Source organism: Frateuria sp. GZRR33 (assembly GCF_051900425.1).
In the GTDB taxonomy this organism is placed as follows: domain Bacteria; phylum Pseudomonadota; class Gammaproteobacteria; order Xanthomonadales; family Rhodanobacteraceae; genus Frateuria_A.
Genome location: NZ_JBHZGK010000001.1, coordinates 458,474 through 477,260, shown reverse-complemented (window position 1 = coordinate 477,260; position 18,787 = coordinate 458,474). Strand labels below are relative to the sequence as shown.

Annotated in this window: 16 protein-coding genes; 10 read left to right on the top strand and 6 right to left on the bottom strand. The window is 69.9% G+C overall.

Annotation, left to right across the window (positions count from 1 at the left end; all coding sequences use genetic code 11):
* From ACFWZU_RS02200 to ACFWZU_RS02185, 4 genes are read left to right on the top strand one after another with little or no spacing between them, the layout of a single operon-like run.
* Positions 1–2,502, top strand: a complete 2,502-nt coding sequence (locus tag ACFWZU_RS02200; RefSeq protein WP_439699763.1) for a YbcC family protein — start codon at positions 1–3, stop codon at positions 2,500–2,502.
* Positions 2,499–3,512 (top strand): L-threonylcarbamoyladenylate synthase, encoded by a 1,014-nt coding sequence (locus ACFWZU_RS02195; protein ID WP_439699762.1) that lies wholly within the window; start codon positions 2,499–2,501, stop codon positions 3,510–3,512. The genes ACFWZU_RS02200 and ACFWZU_RS02195 overlap by 4 nt, the downstream gene beginning before the upstream one ends.
* Entirely contained in the window at positions 3,509–4,447 is a 939-nt protein-coding gene (locus tag ACFWZU_RS02190) for a DUF6671 family protein (RefSeq protein WP_439699761.1), read from the top strand. The genes ACFWZU_RS02195 and ACFWZU_RS02190 overlap by 4 nt, the downstream gene beginning before the upstream one ends.
* Before the next feature lie 29 nt (positions 4,448–4,476).
* The gene (locus ACFWZU_RS02185; RefSeq protein WP_439699760.1) at positions 4,477–4,728 is read left to right on the top strand and encodes a hypothetical protein; all 252 of its coding nucleotides are present in this window, start codon (positions 4,477–4,479) and stop codon (positions 4,726–4,728) included.
* Between the two features lie 52 nt (positions 4,729–4,780).
* On the opposite strand, the gene ACFWZU_RS02180 is transcribed toward ACFWZU_RS02185, so the two are convergent.
* Positions 4,781–5,677 (bottom strand): thymidylate synthase, encoded by an 897-nt coding sequence (locus ACFWZU_RS02180; protein WP_439699818.1) that lies wholly within the window; start codon positions 5,675–5,677, stop codon positions 4,781–4,783.
* A 157-nt stretch (positions 5,678–5,834) separates the two neighbouring features.
* Between ACFWZU_RS02180 and ACFWZU_RS02175 the strand changes: the two genes are divergently transcribed.
* Positions 5,835–6,842, top strand: coding sequence for a TIGR00266 family protein (locus ACFWZU_RS02175; protein WP_439699759.1), 1,008 nt, complete (start codon positions 5,835–5,837; stop codon positions 6,840–6,842).
* 88 nt (positions 6,843–6,930) lie between these two features.
* Here ACFWZU_RS02175 and lgt read toward each other — a convergent pair whose 3' ends face one another.
* A complete protein-coding gene (gene lgt / locus ACFWZU_RS02170; RefSeq protein WP_439699758.1) occupies positions 6,931–7,809 on the bottom strand; it encodes a prolipoprotein diacylglyceryl transferase in 879 nt (292 codons plus the stop codon).
* A 183-nt stretch (positions 7,810–7,992) separates the two neighbouring features.
* Here lgt and ACFWZU_RS02165 point away from each other — a divergent pair, with 183 nt between their 5' ends.
* Positions 7,993–9,939 (top strand): alpha/beta hydrolase family protein, encoded by a 1,947-nt coding sequence (locus ACFWZU_RS02165; protein ID WP_439699757.1) that lies wholly within the window; start codon positions 7,993–7,995, stop codon positions 9,937–9,939.
* Positions 9,940–10,026: 87 nt separating this feature from the next.
* Here ACFWZU_RS02165 and ACFWZU_RS02160 read toward each other — a convergent pair whose 3' ends face one another.
* From ACFWZU_RS02160 to ACFWZU_RS02145, 4 genes are all read right to left on the bottom strand, one after another.
* Positions 10,027–10,530 (bottom strand): TPM domain-containing protein, encoded by a 504-nt coding sequence (locus tag ACFWZU_RS02160; protein ID WP_439699756.1) that lies wholly within the window; start codon positions 10,528–10,530, stop codon positions 10,027–10,029.
* Positions 10,530–11,426: a TPM domain-containing protein gene (locus tag ACFWZU_RS02155; RefSeq protein WP_439699755.1), complete on the bottom strand. Its 897-nt coding sequence runs from the start codon at positions 11,424–11,426 to the stop codon at positions 10,530–10,532. The genes ACFWZU_RS02160 and ACFWZU_RS02155 overlap by 1 nt, the downstream gene beginning before the upstream one ends.
* A 1-nt stretch (position 11,427) precedes the next feature.
* Complete coding sequence (locus ACFWZU_RS02150; protein WP_439699754.1) at positions 11,428–12,051, bottom strand: LemA family protein; 624 nt, start codon at positions 12,049–12,051, stop codon at positions 11,428–11,430.
* 133 nt (positions 12,052–12,184) lie between these two features.
* Positions 12,185–12,571 carry a diacylglycerol kinase gene (locus ACFWZU_RS02145; RefSeq protein ID WP_439699753.1) on the bottom strand — a complete coding sequence of 129 codons (387 nt, stop codon included), beginning with the start codon at positions 12,569–12,571 and terminating at the stop codon, positions 12,185–12,187.
* A 251-nt stretch (positions 12,572–12,822) separates the two neighbouring features.
* Between ACFWZU_RS02145 and ACFWZU_RS02140 the strand changes: the two genes are divergently transcribed.
* From ACFWZU_RS02140 to ACFWZU_RS02125, 4 genes are all read left to right on the top strand, one after another.
* Positions 12,823–14,379 (top strand): peptide MFS transporter, encoded by a 1,557-nt coding sequence (locus ACFWZU_RS02140; protein ID WP_439699752.1) that lies wholly within the window; start codon positions 12,823–12,825, stop codon positions 14,377–14,379.
* Between the two features lie 43 nt (positions 14,380–14,422).
* The gene (locus ACFWZU_RS02135; RefSeq protein WP_439699751.1) at positions 14,423–15,691 is read left to right on the top strand and encodes an ATP-binding protein; all 1,269 of its coding nucleotides are present in this window, start codon (positions 14,423–14,425) and stop codon (positions 15,689–15,691) included.
* A 68-nt stretch (positions 15,692–15,759) separates the two neighbouring features.
* Positions 15,760–16,338: a response regulator transcription factor gene (locus ACFWZU_RS02130; RefSeq protein ID WP_245188033.1), complete on the top strand. Its 579-nt coding sequence runs from the start codon at positions 15,760–15,762 to the stop codon at positions 16,336–16,338.
* A 186-nt stretch (positions 16,339–16,524) separates the two neighbouring features.
* Positions 16,525–18,780 (top strand): TonB-dependent receptor, encoded by a 2,256-nt coding sequence (locus ACFWZU_RS02125; RefSeq protein WP_439699750.1) that lies wholly within the window; start codon positions 16,525–16,527, stop codon positions 18,778–18,780.
* Positions 18,781–18,787: the final 7 nt, after the last annotated feature.

Genomic DNA, 18,787 nt, shown 5'->3' with positions numbered 1-18,787 from the left:
ATGAATGCCATTGCACTGCAACTCGACGACACGGACGCGCCGGTCCCCGGGCACGAATCCTGCGCCGCCCTGGATGCGGCCACGCAGGCATGCCAGCGCATCGCGCCACTGTGGCCACTGGCGCACTTCGTGGCGGTGAACCCGTTCCTGGGCCTGACCGACCGCAGCTTCACCGAGGCGGCGGGGCTTATGGCGGGGACGGCGGGTGCCCGCATGACCATGCCACGCGCGTTCTACCGCGAGGCGGTCGCCCACGGGCGGATCGGCGAGCAGGATCTGGCGCTGGCGCTGCGGCGGCTGCCCCGCAACAGCCCGGCCCCGCGAGACCTGCCGTCGCTGCATCGCGCCTTGCAGGATGCGCCCTTGGCGGAGCCTGCGCCTTGGGCGAGCGCGCTCGATGCGGCCAGCCAGACGACCGGACGGGACTGGGCGGGGTTGGCCTGCGAGCGCATCGCGACGTGGGCGGCCGGCTACTTCGACCAGGGCCAGGCGCTGTGGCCTTCGCCCTCGCGGCACCTGGGCCCGTACGCGTCATGGCGACAGGAGGCGATGGTCGACCGTACGCCGGGGATCATGGGGCTGGCGGGTTTTCGCCGCATCGTCGGCGCGCTGCCGGCGACCGCCGAGGCGATGATCCAGGCCGGCGCCGCCCGCCTGCAGCTCGACGCAGCAGGCCTTGCCAACTACTTCCACCGGTTGCTGATGAGCATCGGCGGTTGGGCCGGTTATGCGCGCTACCTGGGCTGGCAGAGCGCGCTGCAGCAGCGTGGCGACAGCACGCTGCTGCAGTTGCTGGCCGTGCGGCTGGCCTGGGAGGTGGCCATCTTGGAGGTGTTCGCCGCCCGGCCGGCGGTCGCGGAGGCCTGGGCGCAGGCGCGCGAACGCTACGGCGACGCGCCGGCGGAATCCGCCGAACGGGCGCTCGATGCCTTGCTGCAGGATGCCTACGAGATCGGCTGGCAGCGTCAGTTCGGCGCGCGCCTGGCCGGTGTGCCGTCCGCCCGGCCGGCGAACCGCCCTGCGGTGCAGGCCGCGTTCTGCATCGACGTGCGCTCGGAGGTGTTCCGCCGCGCACTGGAAGGTGTGGCCGACGAGGTGGAGACGTTCGGTGTCGCCGGCTTCTTCGGCATGCCGATCGAATACGTGCCGCTGGGTCGCAGCCGCGGCGGGGCGCAATGCCCCGTACTCATCGCACCGACGATCACCGTGCGCCAGAGCGTACGCGGCGCCAGCCCGCAGCAGGCACGCACGATCGCCTCGCTGCGGCGCGTGCGGCTGCGCATAGGCTCGGCCTGGCGCTGGTTCAAACTCGCCGCGGTGTCGTCCTTCAGCTACGTCGAATCGATGGGCTGGCTGTACGCCGGCAAGCTGGCCGCGCACGCGTTCGGCTTCGGTCGGCCCGAGCCGCAACCGGGCACGCGGGGACTGGCGGCGGATGTGCTTGCGCGCCTGGCGCCGGACATCACGCCGCAATCGATCGACGGCCACGCCAGCGGGATCGACCTGCCCACCCGGGTCCAGCTGGCCGAGGGCGCGTTGCGCGCGATGTCGCTGCGCCAGGACTTCGCGCGGCTGGTGCTGCTGGTCGGCCACGGCGCCAGCTCGGCCAACAACCCGCACGCCAGCGGCCTGGACTGCGGCGCCTGTGGCGGCCACCCGGGCCAGGCCAACGCCCGCATCGCCGCGGCGGTGCTGAACGATCCGCCGGTGCGCGAGGCGCTCGCCGGGCGCGGCATCGCCATACCGTCGGACACCTGGTTTCTCGCCGCGCTGCACGACACCACCACCGACCGGGTGACCGTGTTCGACGCGGAACAGCTCCCCGCCAGCCATGCCGCCGAGCTGGGCCGTCTGAACGAATGGCTCGCCGCGGCCGGCGCACGGACCCGGCTGGAGCGCACCGCCGCGCTGGGCCTGCCGCGGACTCCCACCGCCGCGGCCGCCCTGGCGGCACGCGGCACCGACTGGAGCCAGGTACGGCCGGAGCTGGGCCTGGCCGGCTGCGCCGCCTACGTGATCGCCCCGCGCAGCCGCACCCGGGGACTCGACCTGGGCGGACGCGCCTTCCTCAACTCCTACGACTGGCGCCAGGACGAAGGCTTCGCCGTGCTCGAGTCGATCATGACCGCGCCGATGGTGGTCGGCGCCTGGATCAACCTGCAGTACTACGGTTCGGTGGTCGACAACCGGGTGTTCGGCTGCGGCAACAAGGTGCTGCACAACGTGGTCGGCCGGCTCGGCGTGCTCGAGGGCAACGGCGGCGACCTGCGCAGCGGCCTGCCGTGGCAGTCGCTGCATGACGGCAAGCGCCTGCTGCACGAACCGTTGCGGCTGTCGGTGGTGATCGACGCGCCACTGGAGGCGATCAACACGATCATTGCCCGGCATGAGCCGGTGCGCCAGCTGGTCGACCAAGGCTGGATCCACCTGTTCGCCATGGGCGAGGGCCACGGTCCGCTGCAGCGCTACCGCGGACGGTTGCAGTGGGAGCCAACCCCATGAGTACGGCGTCATCCGCCACGACCGGTGGCGCGTCAGGGCCGCCCGGGACCGACGTCGACGCGGCGGTGGCGGCACTGCGTCAGGGCTTGCTGATCGGCCTGCCGACCGAGACCGTCTACGGGCTGGGCGCGGACGCCGGCAACCCCGCGGCCGTGGCGCGGATCTTCGCGGCCAAGGGACGTCCGGCGGACCATCCACTGATCGTGCACCTGCACGGTGCCGACCAGTTGCCGCAGTGGGCCGCCCGCGTGCCCGACGCCGCGTGGCGGCTGGCCGAGGCGTTCTGGCCCGGGCCGCTCACCCTGGTGCTGCCGCGCGCGGCCGGCGTGCTGGACGCGGTGACCGGCGGACTGGATACGGTCGCCTTGCGGGTCCCGGCCCATCCGCTGGCGCTCCATGTGCTGCAGGCCTTCGGCGGCGGCGTCGCCGCGCCTTCGGCCAACCGCCACAAGAAGATCAGCCCGACCACCGCAAGCGACGTGCGCGACGAACTCGGCGATGCAGTGGCAGTAGTGCTCGATGGCGGCCCGTGCCAGGTCGGCATCGAGTCGACCATCGTGGACGTGTCGACCGGCGGCGTGCGCATCCTGCGGCCGGGCGTGATCGGCGAAGAGGAACTGCGGCAGGTGACCGGCCAGGCGCTCGCTCCGGTAGCCGGCCCGGCGCTCCGTGTGCCGGGCCGCATGAATGTCCATTACGCCCCCCAGGCGACCGTGGTGCTGGTGCCGGAGGACCAGGTCGCCGCGGAGGTCCACCGCTGGCTGGCGCAGCAGGCCCGCGTCGGCGTGCTGTCGGCGGCACGCGCGCCGGCGTGGCCTGCGCAGGTTCACTGGCTGGCGCTCGGTGGCGCCCCCGATGAGCAGGCGCGGCAGCTGTACCGGCGGCTGCGCGAGGCGGACCGGCTGCGCCTGGACGTGCTGATCGCGGTGCCGCCCCCCGACCAGGGGCTCGGCCACGCCCTGCGCGACCGCCTGTGGCGCGCCGCTGGCCTGGGCGACCGGCTCGCATGACGACCTGGCCCGCATGCGGCGGCGGCTCCCGGCGTACCGTCGCCCGGTCGGCGGCAAGGCCCGGCAGGGCACCACAGGCGCCGGCGTCGATGGCTGAACCGATCACGGCAGTACTCGCCACCATGCACGGCAAGGAGCGGGCGATCGCGCCGCTGCTGCAGCGCACGCTCGGCGTGGCGGTGCAAATCCCCCCGGGGCTGGACACCGACCGCTTCGGCACCTTCAGCCGGGACGTCCCGCGCACCGGCACGCCGGAGGACGCGGCTCGCGCCAAGATCGCCGCGGCGTTCGAACGCATGCCGCGGGCGCGGGTCGGCCTGGCCAGCGAGGGCAGCTTCGGGCCGCATCCGCAGGTGCCGTTCCTGCCGGTCGACGGCGAGCTGGTGATGCTGGTGGATCGGCGCGACGGGCTGGAGTTGACCGGTTACCACCTCACCCCGCGCACCAACTTCGCCCACACACAGGTCCAGGAGATGGCCGCCGCGGAAGCATTCGCCGCGCGAATCGGCTTTCCGTCCCACGGCCTCATCGTGATGGGGAGCATCGGTGGCCAGCCGGCGCCCACGCGGCTGCTGCGCAAGAACATCGCCACGGTCCTGGAGCTGCATGCCGCGGTGGCCGAGGCCATCGCCCGCTGCGGCGCGGCGCATCTGGAAACGGACATGCGCGCGCATCGCAACCCTACCCGGATGCGCGCCATCCGCCGGGCCACGGTCGACCTGCTGCGTCGCTATCGCTCATGTTGCCCCCGCTGCGCGCGCCCCGGCTTTGTCGTGAGCGAGCGCGTACCGGGCCTGCCCTGCGCAGCGTGCGGCTCGCCGACTGCGGTGACCGTCGCCGAGGTGGTCACCTGCGCCGGGTGCGCTTACCGGATCGAGCGCGCGGCCGCCGCGCCCGTCGCGGACCCCGCACGCTGCGATCTGTGCAATCCCTGAGGCACCCACGGGTGCAAGGAGCCCAACGCATGTCTGGACGGATGACCCCGCAGGAACGCCTGGCGCAAGCCGACGAGCGCATCGATTGGCTGTTGGCCCAGCCGGGCACGAGCGACTGGCTGAAGGCCTGCCTGCGCTCGGCGCGCTCACATCAGCCAGTGCAGTTGCTCAACGACCTTGAGCTGCTCGACCTGCTGCTGCGCGAGCGCGCCAGCGCGCTGGTCGACGGCCTGCTGGCGCCAGCGGTGCCCGCGCGAGAGCCGCCCTGCTCCACGGTTTGAGCACCGACACGACGAGACGCCGGCTGATGCATCGAGGCAGTCCAAGGGCAGGCTAGACTGCCACGTCCGCCCTGATCGGCGGGTGCGGGGCATAGTCTTCCAGCACGAAGTCGTCGATCCGATAGTCGTCGATGCTCTGGGCATGGCGGGCCAGGGTCATGCGAGGGAAGGGGCGCGGTTCGCGGGCGAGTTGCTCGCGGGCCTGCTCGACGTGGTTGAGGTACAGGTGGACGTCGCCGCCCACCCAGACCAGTTCGCCCGGGCGCAGCCCGGCCTGTTGCGCGAGCATCAGCTGCAGCGCGGCGGCGCCGACGAAGTTGAACGGCGCGCCCAGCAGCAGGTCGGCCGAGCGCTGGTACAGCAGGCAGTTAAGCCGCCCATCGGAGGTCACGTGGTACTGGTAGACCATGTGGCACGGCGGCAGCGCCATGCCCGCCAGCTCGCCGACGTTCCAGGCGTGGAACAGCATGCGCCGGCTGGCCGGATTCTCCCGCAGCGTCTTCACCAGCGTGCCGATCTGGTCGTGTTCGGTTCCATCGGCGCCGAGCCAGCGCCGCCACTGCTTGCCGTACACCGGGCCAAGCTCGCCCCAGCGGGCGGCAAAGGCGTCGTCCTCGATGATGCGCCGTTCGAACGCCTCCTGCGAGAGCTCCTCGCCGGTGGCACGGCGGTAGGCAGCCAGCGGCCAGTCGGTCCAGATCCTGACGTTCTCGCGCAGCAGCGGCTGGATATTGGTGCCGCCGGTCAGGAACCACAGCATCTCCTTGACCGCCAGCTTCCAGTACACCCGCTTGGTGGTCAGCACCGGCACCGTGCCGTCGGACAGGTCGAAGCGCACCATCGCGCCGAACACCGAACGGGTGCCCACGCCGGTGCGGTCGAGCCGCTGGTCACCCCGGTCGAGAACCTGCTCGAGCAGATCGAGATACTGGTACTCCGGATGCCGCATGCTCATGCCTTCTGCGTCGATGGGTGTGTGCTGGCCAGTCGCGATTCTACCGGCAGGCCGCCCGCGCGGCCTGCGCCACCGTGGTGACATCCGTCACTCCCCCAGCGGCCCCGTGCCGGCCTAGACTCGTGCCCTTGCACCCCAAGGGACGGCCAACATGACGCAGTGGTACTTCAGCTACGGCAACAACGAACGCATCGGTCCGCTGGACGACGAGGGCGCCCGTGCGCAGGCGCGCAGCCGTCCCGACGGCTACTGCTGGAAGGAAGGTTTTGGCGAGTGGCGGCCGATCCACAGCGTATTCCAGCCCGCCACCGACATGGCCGTCGCCCCGCCGCCTCCGCCGGCCGGCCGCTACGGCGCCTCCGACGAGGTCGACTACCGCATCGTCGGCAGCGACATGCAGTTCGTCGAGGTCGAGCTCGATCCGGGCGAGAGCGCGATCGCCGAGGCCGGTTCGCTGATGTACAAGGAATCGGCGGTGCAGATGGACACCGTCTTCGGCGACGGCTCCAGCTCTGCCCAAGGCGGTGGCCTGATGGGCAAGCTGATGTCGGCGGGTAAGCGCGTGATCACCGGCGAGAGCCTGTTCACCACCGTGTTCACCCACACCGGCAACGGCAAGGCCAAGGTCGCCTTCGCCGCGCCCTACCCCGGCACCGTGATGGCGATGAAGCTTTCCGAGCATGGCGGCCGACTGATCTGCCAGAAGGATTCGTTCCTGGCCGGCGCCCGCGGCGTGCAACTGGGCATCTACTTCCAGCGCAAGATCCTCACCGGCCTGTTCGGCGGCGAGGGCTTCATCATGCAGAAGCTCGAGGGCGACGGCTGGGTGTTCGTGCACGCCGGTGGCACCGTGGTCGAGCGTGAGTTGAAGCCCGGCGAGCGGCTGGACGTCGACACCGGCTGCGTGGTCGCTTTCCACGACACGGTGAGCATGGACGTGCGTCCGGTCGGCGGCATCAAGAGCATGTTGTTCGGCGGCGAGGGCGTGTTCCTGGCCACGCTCACCGGTCCGGGCAAGGTGTGGCTGCAGTCGTTGCCGTTCTCGCGCATGGCCGGCCGCATGCTGGCGGCCGCGCCGCAGGGTGGCGGCCAGCGCCGTGGCGAAGGTTCGATCCTCGGTGGCCTGGGCGACCTGATCGGCGGCGACAACAACTTCTAGCCATCGCCCTGCAGGAGCGCACCCCGTGCGCGACCGGGATGCACACGGTCACGCACAGGGGTGCGCTCCTGCAGCACATCCGGGCGTGCTAGTGCGCCGCCGGCACCAGCGTCGGCGCCCGGCGCGACATCGCCACCAGCACCAGCCCGATCACGATCAACGGCAGCGACTGCACCTGCCCCATCGTGAGCCAGCCCCAGGCCAGGTAGCCCAGCTGCGGGTCGGGCACGCGCACGAACTCCACCGCGAACCGGAAGCAGCCGTACATCAGCGCGAACAGGCCGGACACCAGGTAACGCGGGCGCGGCTTCATCGACACCAGCCACAACACCGCGAACATCACCACGCCTTCCAGCGCCAGCTCGTACAGCTGCGAGGGGTGTCGCGGGATGCCACCGAACTGCGCCAATTGCTGCGCCAGCGCCGGCTGGCCGTGCGCCAGCTGGACATCTTCGAGCTTCGCGTTGGGGAAGATCATCGCCCACGACACGTCGCTGGGCTTGCCCCACAGCTCGCCGTTGATGAAGTTGCCCAGCCGCCCCAGGCCGAGTCCCAGCGGTACCAGCGGCGCGACGAAATCCATGGTGTCGAAGAAGTGCAGCCGATGCCGCCGCGACCACCACCAGGCAGCTACCAGCACGCCGATCAGGCCGCCGTGGAAACTCATGCCGCCGTCCCACACCTTGAACAGCGCCAGCGGATCGGTCCAGATCCAGTGCAGGCCGCCGGCGTAATAGAACAGCATGTACCACACGCGTCCGCCGACGATGATGCCGAGCATCGCGTAGAACGCCAGGTCGCTCAGTGCATCGCGGCTTACCGGCAGGCGGCCCAGCTGGCGCCGCCGCTCGCCCAGGAGGCCCGCGCCCAGGAAACCGAGCAGGTACATCAGCCCGTACCAGTGCACCTGCACGGGCCCGATGTGGAAGGCGATCGGATCGAAGTGGACGGTGAAAGGCTGGGTCATGGCGGAAGAATGGCGGGCAAAGACCAAGTGTAGCCGGGCCTGCCTGGCCGGCGCAGGCCCTTCCAGCCCGCGATCCGCTCTCACTAGAATCGCGGCGAACGCGCGCGGCGGGGACGCCGCCAGGCCGGCCACCGCGCTCCCGGTGGCCGCGCCCGCCACAGGGAGCTTACGGGGGAAGGGATGATGAACCGATTCACGCGGGCCGCGCTGTGCGCGGCCCTGTTGGGGGCATCCGCGATCGTCGCGGCAGCCGACCTGCTTCCGGTCGAAGATTTCGCGCGCCACCCGTCGCTGTCGATGCCGCGGCTGTCGCCCGACGGCAAGTACCTGGCCGTGCGCTGGGATGACGGCAGCTCGCATGCGCTCGTCGTCTACCGCGTCGACGACATGTCCCGGCCCGCCAGCATGCTGCGTATGCCCAAGTACGAGCTGCCTGCCGGCATCACCTGGGTAAGCCCCACGCGGCTGGTGGTCGAGAAGGGCAAGGAATACGGCTCGATCGACAAGCCGTTCCTGACCGGCGAGATCATTGCCACCGACGTGGACGGCAAGCACCAGGACTACCTCTACGGCCACGAGGTCAAGTACAGCTCGCGCGCCGCCACACGTGGCACCGACCGCGGCTGGGGCACCGTCGACGGCCTGCCCGAGCACGCCAACGGGCACTTCTACATGGCCGCCATGCCGTGGGAAAGCCCTGACCACAGCTATCTCTACAATGTCGACGCCAGCGCCAATACCCGCCACCTGATCGGCGACATCGGCGAGGGCGACATGACCTTCATGGTCGGCGCCGATGGACAGGCGCATTACGCCTACGGCCGCAACGAGAACTTCGAGTACGTCGTCTACCTCCACCAGGACGGCCACTGGCAGTCGCTGACCGCGCAACAGATCGGCGGCACCTTCGCACCGATCGATTTCACCCCCGACCACCAGCGCGTCTACGCGATGTACGACGCCGGCGGTGGGCCGGCCTCGCTCGTCGAGCAGGACGAGAACGGCGGCAACCGCAGGGTGCTGGCGGCGGCGGACTTCGGCGACGTCGGCGGCATCGAGTGGACGCCACTGCCCCGCCAGCCGTTCGCGACCATTCCCGACACCGGCCTCCCGCAGCTGCGTTACATCGATCCCAACCTGCCGGCCGCGAAGCTGCACCGCGCGCTGGCGATGAAATTCCCTGGCCAGTACGTGCACTTCGTCGACTACAGCGAGGACGGCGGGCAACTGCTGTTCAGCGTGGCCAGCGACCGCGCCCCTGGCTCCTACTTCCTGATCGACACGCACACCTACAAGGTGCGCAAGCTGTTCGATGCGGCGCCGTGGATCGACCCGGGCAGGATGGCCCAACGCCGCCCGCTGCGCTTCAGGGCCAGCGACGGCACCGAACTGGAAGCCATCCTCACGCTGCCGCCGGGCCGCCCCGGGACCAACCTGCCGATGGTGCTGCTGCCGCACGGTGGCCCGATCGGCGTGCGCGACGACTGGTTCTACGACGACGACGCGCAGTTCCTGGCCAGTCGCGGCTACCTGGTGCTGCAGGTCAACTACCGCGGCTCGGGCGGCCGTGGCGAGGACTTCCAGGAAGCGGGCTACCTCAAGTGGGGCACGCGCATCCAGCAGGACCTGATCGACGGCGTCAAATGGGCGGTCGCCGAACACTACGCCGACCCGGCGCGCGTATGCGTGTACGGCGGCAGCTTCGGCGGCTACTCGGCGATGATGACGGTCATCCGCGCGCCCGGCATGTTCAAGTGCGCCGTGGGCTATGCGGGCATCTACGACCTGAAGATGATGTACAAGAAGGGCGACATCCAGGAAAGCGAGAGCGGCCGCAGCTACCTCACCACCGTGATCGGCCGCAACGACGCCGAGCTCGATGCCAACTCGCCCGACAAGCTCGCCGACAAGATCACCGTTCCCGTCCTGCTCGTCCACGGCGAGGACGACAAGCGCGCCCCGTTCGCCCAGGCCAAGGCCATGCGCGCGGCGCTCGATGCGGCCCACAAGCCCTACGAATGGATGAGCAAGCCCGGCGAAGGCCATGGCTTCTACGACGAGCAGAACCGCGTCGACTTCTACAACGCGCTGCAGGCGTTCCTGGAGAAGCACATCGGCAAGGGGGCCTGAGCCTCCGGATTCCCGTAGGGTGGGCTTCAGCCCACCGCCTTATGCGCGGGTGGTGGGCTGAAGCCCACCCTACGGTTCCGCGAGCTGCTACAGCAGCACCGGCCGGTCGGGCAGTTCGTCCGGGTTGTCGCGATCGTCCGCGGGGAAGTGCTCGCGCAGCAGCGCGTTGATGGCGGCCAGGCCTTCCAGGCTGCCCTCGCGCCAGCGGCCGGCCGCGAAATGCTCACGCATGAGCGCACACACACCGTCCCATTGATCCTGCGCCACGCGGCGCGCGATGCCGCGGTCGGCCACGATTTCGATCCGCTGTTCCGACAGCAGCAGGTAGATCAGCACGCCGCAGTTTTCTTCGGTGTCCCACACGCGCAGCTGGGCAAAGACGTCCCGTGCGCGCGTTCGCGCGTCCATGCCAGCGAGCACCGCGCGCACGGTCAGCCGCGATTCCACCGCGAAACGCACCTCGCCCAGGTGGCCACGCTCGCCGACGGTGACCGCGGCGGCCAGGTCGTCCAGCAACATGGCGGGGAAGCGCTGGCGTAGCTGGAACCAGCCGCCGAACAGGTTGGCGAGCAATCGTTGCACGGGTGTCATCACCAGCTCCCCGAAGAACCGCCGCCGCCGAAGCTGCCGCCGCCACCACTGAAGCCGCCGCCTCCGCCGAAACCGCCGCCGAAGCCGCCCCCTCCGAAACCACCGCCGCCAAAACCGCCCCAGCCACCCCAGCCACCGCGTCCGATCGAGCGGCCGCCGCCGCCGGGCAGCAGCATGAACACGCCGCCAATGATCGCGCCCAGCGCCGCGGCGCCAAGGCTGGCGGCGACCAGCCACAGGATGCCGCCGGTGATGCCCGCGCCCAGCGGCGTGCGCACGAACAGATTGGCGCGGCCGAATAGGTTGCGCAGGAAGAAGGCGATGAAGATGCCGATGAACAGCGCCTGCTGGAAGCCGATGCCGCGATGTTCGCGCGGCGCGCCCTGCACGGGCGGCGGCAGCGGCTCGCCCTCGATCAGTTGGGTAAGCGCGCCTACCGCGTCGTGAATGCCGCCGTAGTAGTCGCCCTCGCGGAATTTCGGCGCGATGTACTCGCGGATGATGCGCGCGGTCGCGGCATCGGGAATCGCGCCCTCGAGCCCATAGCCGACCTCGATTCGCACCCGCCGGTCGTCCTTGGCCACCAGCAGCAACACGCCGTCGTCGGTGCCCTTGCGCCCGACCTTGTTCTGCTCGGCCACCGCCAGCGAGTAGCTTTCGATGTCCTGCTCGCCGGTGCTGCCGACCATCAGCACCACCAGCTGCGCGCCCTTGCCTTTCTCCAGCGCGACCAGCTGGCCATCGAGCTGGTCGACCTGCTGCGCGCTCAGCGTCCCGGTCAGGTCGGTGACGTGGCGCTTGAGCGTCGGAACCTCGGCAGCCTGTGCTGCCGAGCCGACCACGAGGAGCAGCAGGCCGAGCAGCAGCCACGCCAGCCTCGGCGCGCGAGCGGCCATGTCAGTGCGCGGCCGAGCCGGCCGGCGCGGGCGCCTGCGTGCCGAAATCGACTGTCGGTGCGGTGGAGATCGCCTTCTCGTTCTCGACGGTGAAGTTCGGCTTCACCTGGTAGCCGAACATCTTGGCGGTGAGGTTGTTCGGGAAGGTGCGGATCATCGAGTTGTATTCCTGCACGGACTGCACGTAGCGGTTGCGCGCCACGGTGATGCGGTTCTCGGTGCCCTCCAGCTGCGCCTGCAGGTTCTGGAACAGGCCGTTGGATTTCAGGTCCGGGTAGCGCTCGCTGACCACCATCAGCCGCGACAGCGCGCTGGACAGCTCGCCCTGGGCCTGCTGGAACTGCTTGAGCTTCTGCGCGTCATTGATGGTGTCCGGGGTGACCTGCACGCTGCCCACGCGGGCGCGGGCATTGGTGACCTCGGTAAGCACGCGCTCCTCGTGCTGGGCATAGCCCTTGACCGTATTGACCAGGTTCGGCACCAGGTCGGCGCGGCGCTGGTACTGGTTGAGCACTTCCGACCAGGCGGCCTTGACCGCCTCGTCCTGGCGCTGGATGGCGTTGTAGCCGCAACCGCTGAGCAGCACGGCGAGCAGCGACAGCACGATCACGCGAAGGGTCTTCATGGCGGCGCTCCGGATGAGGGGGTGCGCCAGCGTAGGGTCAGGCTCCGGCCAGCGTCAACGAGCCCGGTAGGGGCGTGCCTGGGCCTGCCGTGACGTTCGGGCGAAAAGCTGTCGGCTGAGCGGGGCTGCCGCGCTACATGGCCAGGATCGCGGGCAGCCGGGGACCGACGATCAGCGTCCAGCTCAGGCCCATGAAGACCAGCAGCACGAACACGGCGGCCGAGCCCATGTCCTTGGCGCGACCGGCCAGCTCATGGAACTCGGGACTGACCTTGTCGACCACCGCCTCGATCGCCGAGTTGAGAAGCTCCGCCGAGAGCACCAGGAACACCGGCAGCGCCAGCGCCAGCTTCTCCAGCGGGCCATTGCCCAGGTAGAGTCCCAGCGGGATCACCACGACCGCGAGGCAGACCTCGAAGCGGAACGAGGCTTCGTGTCGCCAGCCGGCGCGCAGGCCCTTCATCGACCAGCGCAATGCGTTCCACAATTGCCGCGGCCCGCGGAATCCTTCGGCGGCCATGTGCTCAGGCGTCCTTCCGCGCGAAGGCGGAGCCGGAGGGCGGCGGAAACGGGGCTGTCGACATGGGCGGCTACTCGCGATCGGCCGGCGGCAAGCGCGCCATGATGCCACAGCGTGGGTCGAGGGACGGCATGCCGCACTGCAGCGTTACGCCCGTGGCGGATGGGTTACCCTCGGGTGATTGCAGCCCGGTTCAGGGTTGCAGAGCAGGCCGCGCCGCGGCTGTCTGTGTTCAACCGCTCGGAAACTCCATGGCAATCCAGAATCCACCCGTATCGCAAACGCGATCCTTCAGCACCGTCTTCCTCATCGAAATGTGGGAGCGCTTCGGCTTCTACGGCATGCAGGTGCTGATGGTCACCTACATGATGAAGAAGCTCGGCTTCATCGATACCCACGCGAATCTCGTCTGGGGTGCGGCTGCAGCGCTGATCTACGCCACGCCCGCGATCGGTGGCTGGGTCGGCGACAAGCTGATCGGCACGCGCCGCACGATGCTGACCGGTGCGGTGGTGCTGGGCCTGGGCTACGCGATGCTGTGGATTCCCACCGACAACCCGTACCTGCTGTACGTCGCACTCGGTGTGATCATCGTCGGCAACGGCTTCTTCAAGCCCAATGCCGGCAACCTCGTGCGCAAGATCTACGAGGGCGACGACACCAAGATCGATAGCGCGTTCACCATCTACTACATGGCGGTCAACGTCGGCTCGATGATCTCCATGACCCTGACGCCCTGGGTGCGCGACTACGTGGGCGAGCGCTACGGCGACGCCTGGGGCTGGCACACCGCCTTCGGCATCTGCGCCATCGGCCTGCTGCTGGGCCTGGTCAACTACACGCTGATGAGCCGTACGCTGCGCCACATCGGCTCGGCGCCGGACCAGAAGCCGTTCAATCTCGCGCGCTTCGGCGCGGTCATGCTGGCGGCCGTCGGCATGGTGTTCGTCTCGGCCTTCATCCTGCAGAGCCAGACGGTGGCGCGCATCTGCGTGTATGCCGCGGGCGTCGTGATCCTGGGCATCTTCATCCACCTGATCCGCTCGAGCGAGCGCAGCGAGCGGGCCGGCCTGGTCGCCGCACTGGTGCTGACCGTCCAGACGATCTTCTTCTTCATCTTCTACCAGCAGATGTCGACCTCGCTGAACCTGTTCGCGCAGAAGAACGTGGACCTGGACTTCAGCGTGTTCGGCATGCACCTGTTCACCTGGATTCCGGAGCAGTACCAGAACTTGAACGCGATCTGGATCGTGCTGCTCAGCCCGGTGCTGGTGTTCATCTACAACTCGCTCGGCCGCGTCGGCAAGGATCCGTCCGTCGCCGCCAAGTTCGCGCTGGGCTTCGCCGCGGTCGCGGCCGGCTTCTTCGTTTACGGCGTCGGCGCGCACTGGGCCGTCGCGGGCCAGGTTTCCTCGTGGACCATGGTCTGGGGCTACGGCCTGTATTCGCTGGGCGAATTGCTGGTGTCGGGCCTGGGCCTGGCCATGATCGCCCGCTACGTGCCGGCGCGCATGGGCGGCTTCATGATGGGCGCCTACTACGTGGCCTCGGGTATCTCGCAGTACCTGGGCAGCGTGGTCGCCAACTTCGCGCACATCCCCGAGGGTCTCAACGACCCTCTGCAGTCGCTTGAGATCTACACCAGCCTGTTCACCAAGCTGGGCTGGGTCGGTCTGGGCTGCACGGCAATCGCCGTGGCGGTGCTGCCGCTGATGAAGAAGCTCTCCAACAGCCACGCCGAACACGCCGCCGCAGCCGATCCGCTGCCGCCCGTGCGCAGCGAGGAAGGCTGGGAACTCCCGGGCTGATCCCGCGGCGCCGCGGACCTCCGCGGCGCCTTTTTTTCGCACCATGCCCCACCGGCACGCCAACCGCCGCATCGGTCCTTTCGCGCTCACGCGCATGCTCGCCTGGTTGCGCCTTTGCGCGATCGCCGGGCAGAGCGTGGCGGTGCTGGTCTGCGCGCTGTGGATGCACCTGCCGATTCCGCTGCTGCCGCTGCTGACCGGCATCGGCGCGTTGGCCGTCTTCGCCGTGTTCGCCGCCTGGCGGCTCGGCCAGCCCTGGCCGGTGCGCGAGTGGGAAACCATCCTGCACGTGGCGGTCGACACGCTGGTGCTGGGTTATCTGCTCTACTTCACCGGCGGCGCCAGCAACCCGTTCGTGACCTTGCTGCTGGTGCCGATCGCGTTGACTGCCGCCGCCCTGTCGGTGCCGGCGGTGCTGGCGGTGGCAGCCCTCGCCGGCGTGGCCTACCTGCTGCTGCTCTATCGCTACGAACCGCTGCCGCTGCCCATGCACGGCGGCGGCTTTCCGCTGCACATCCTCGGCATGGGCGTGAACTTCGTGATCACCGCGCTGCTGCTGGGCTTCTTCATCAACCGGCTGGCGCGCGCGTTGCGCATGCAGCAGCTCGAAGTGCAGCGCGTGCGTGAGCGCGCGCTGCGCGACGAAGGCATCCTCGCCATTGCCACCCAGGCCGCAGGTGCCGCACACGAGCTCAACACGCCGCTGGCGACCATGCGCACGCTGCTGCCCGAGCTGCGCCGCGAGCATGCGCAGGATGCCCTGCTGGAAGAAGACCTCGCGCTGCTGCAGGAGCAGGTCGATCGCTGCCGCACGATCCTGCGCGAGATGGTCGCCTTCGGCCAGGCGCAGCTGTCGCAGGAGGCCGAGCGGATGTCGCTGCAGGCCTTCGTGCACGGTTGCCTGGAGCGCTTCCAGTTGCTGCGCCCGGAAGCGGAGCTCGCGCTCGACCTGCCCGACGCCACCGCCCGGCTGGTGCTGCGCGTGCCGGCGGGCCTGCGCCACGCGCTGATCAACCTGCTCAACAATGCGGCCGACGCCTCGGAGTCGCGCGGCTCGGACGCGGTCGAACTGCAGATCCGCTGCGAGCACGGCTGGCTGGAGCTGACCGTGCGCGACCACGGCCCCGGCTTCGACAGCCAGGCCGAACTGGGCGAACTTGGCCGCAGCGGCAAACAGGGCGGCCTCGGGCTGGGCCTCGCGCTGGCCGAAGCGACCGCCGAGCGCCTCAACGGCGAACTGACGGCGGGCAACACGGGGGAAGGTGCGCAGGTGCGCCTGCGCCTTCCGCTAGCCGCGATCGGCGCCGGCTGACCGCCGAACGTGCAACTGCGACGCGCTCGGGCAAGAATGTCTTTCCCGATGCCGCTCCCACAGCCCTCATGACCGACGCCAACGCTCCCCGCCAGTTGCTGATCGTCGACGACGACGCCACCTTCGTCCGCGTGCTCTCCCGCGCGCTGGGCTCGCGTGGCTTCGAAGCGATCGGCGCCACCCGCGCCGACGAGGCGCGGCAGCTGGCCCGCCGGCACCAGCCACGCTACTGCGTGCTGGACCTCAAGCTGGGCGAGGAGAACGGGCTGAAGCTGATCTCCGAACTGCACGCGCTGGTGCCGGAGATGCGCATCCTGCTGCTGACCGGCTACGCCTCGATCGCCACCGCCGTGGAAGCGATCAAGCGCGGCGCCCACGACTACCTGGCCAAGCCGGTCGATGCCGACGCGGTGGTGCGTGCGCTGCTCGAGGGCGAAGGCCCGGCACCCGCCGACGACGAGCCGCCGGAGGCGCCCGAAGCGCCTCTCGCGCTGCGCCGGCTGGAGTGGGAACACATCCAGCGCGTGCTGACCGAATGCGACGGCAACATCTCCGAGACCGCGCGGCGCCTGGGCATGCATCGCCGCACGCTGCAGCGCAAACTGAGCAAGCATCCGGTGCGCGAGCGTCCCGACGCGGGCGAATGATCGTGCCCACGTAGGGTGGGCTTCAGCCCACCGGCCGCCTGCCTCGCGCGACCTGGTGGGCTCAAGCCCACCCTTCTTCTCCCCGCCAGCGCGGGCTTTCCACACTCCCGTGCGACAACGCGTCATCTGGCCGTGCACATTGGCGCCGCTATGCTGCGAAGCCTCGACCCACGTCCAGAGTTGACCGTGAAGCCCCGATCGCCCGGCATCTGCGTGCTCGCCCTCCTGGCTACCCCTGCCCTGCTGCACGCCGCCGACACGCCACCGCAAGCCACCACGCTCGCACCGGTGATGGTGCACGCCAGCGACACCCACGTCACCGAGACGCCGGCGGTCAGCGTGCGCATCGACCGCGCCCAGCTCGCGCGGCAGAACGTCACCACCAGTGCCGACGCGCTGCGCTTCGCGCCCAACCTGCAGGTGCGCTCGCGCTACATCGGCGACCCCAACGCGATCATCAGCGGGCGCAACGCGGGCACCCTGCAAAGCGCGCGCAGCCTGGTCTATTCCAACGGCCTGCTGCTCTCCAACCTGATGACCAACGGCTGGGACGGTGCGCCGCGCTGGGGCATGGTCGCGCCCGGGGAAATCGGCGCGGTCGACGTGCTGTACGGTCCCTACTCGGCGCTCTATCCGGGCAACTCGATCGGCACCACGGTACTGATCCACACGCGCCTGCCCGAGCGGCTCACCGCCAGCGCCAGCATGCAGGTCATGAGCCAGGATTTCCGCGACGCCTATGGCGCCGGCGGCCACTACAACGGCCGCCACGCCGCCGCTTCGCTCGGCAACCGGCAGGGCCGCTGGAGCTGGCTGCTCACCCTCGACCGGCTGGACAACCACGGCCAGCCGATGCAGTACGCCACTGCCAAGGCCGGCGGCGATCCGTCGGCTGCCGTCGCAGTGGATGGCGCCACGCTCGACCGCAATCCCAACGGCAGTCCTCGCCTGGTCTATGGCGCCAACAGCATCGAGCACACCGTGCAGACCCAGGCCAAGCTCAAGCTCGGGGTGGACCTGACCGACCGGGCGGCGGCGCTGTTCACGCTCGGCTGGTGGCACAACCACGCCGAGGACCGTACGCGCAGCTTCCTGCGCGATGCCGGCGGGCAGCCGGTCGCCGCGGGCACGGTGAGCGCCTATGGCGGCACCTGGACCTTGCCGGCCAGCGGCCTGGCGCCGAGCGGCAGCGAGGATACCCACCTCCTGTACGGCGCCGAGTTCAATGGCCACTGGTCCGGCGACTGGCGCTGGACCGCCGTCGCCAGCCATTACGACTTCGCCCGCGCGCTCGCGCGCAACGCGTCGCTGCCGCCGCCGGTCGGCCCGCTGGGCGGTCCCGGCACCGTGGCGGACAACGCAGGCTCCGGCTGGGACACGCTCGACCTGCGCAGCTCCGGCCCGCTGGGCGACACGCACATGCTCTACGCCGGCCTGCACGGCGACCGCTACGTGCTCGATTCGCGCGTGTTCGCCGCCAGCGACTGGCGCGGCACCGCCGACGGTGCGCTGGCGAGCGCCTTCGCCGGCCGCACGCAGACGCGCGCCGCCTACCTGCAGGACGTCTGGAGCTTTGCCGATGCCTGGGCACTGACGCTGGGTGCTCGCTGGGAGCAATGGCGCGCCTACGGCGGACGCCGTGCGGACAGCGCCGCGACCGTCCGTTACGCCGACCGCCAGCGCAGCGACCTGTCGCCCAAGGCCGCGCTCGAGTGGGACTTCGCGCCCGACTGGCAGCTCCGCCTGGCCTGGGGCAAGGCCGTGCGCTACCCGACCGTGGCCGAGCTGTTCCAGGGTGCGATCGCCGCCAACGCGATCGTCGGCAACGACCCCAGCCTCAAGCCTGAGCGGGACAACTCGATGGACCTCACGCTCAAGCGGCAGCTCACCGACGGCCACTGGCGCGTCTCGCTGTTCCAGGACCGCATCGCCGATGCGCTCTACACGCAGACCGACATCACCGTCACGCCCACTGTCACCAACGTGCAGAACATCGACCTGACGCGCATCCGCGGCATCGAGGGCGAGCTTGCGCTGACCGACCTCTGGACGCCCGGGCTGGACCTCACCGCCAGCGTGGCCGTGAACGACGCCAAGACCCTGCGCGACCGCCGCTACCCGCTGGCCGAAGGCAAATGGTTCCCGCGCATCCCGCGCCTGCGCGCCAGCCTGTTCGCCGACTACCGCTTTGCCGACGGCTGGGAAGCCTCGTTGGGCATCCGCCGCTCCGGTCGCCAGTACGGCTCGCTGGACAACAGCGATTTCGTCGACACCTACGGCGCCGTCAGTGCCTTCACGGTCGCCGATGCGAAACTGCGCTGGCATTTCGCCCCGCGCTGGACCGCCTCGCTGGGCGTGGACAACCTCACCAACGCGCGCTACTGGGTCTACCACCCCTATGCCGGCCGCACCTGGGTCGGCGGCGTGCGCTGGGAGCTGTAGCCGAAGG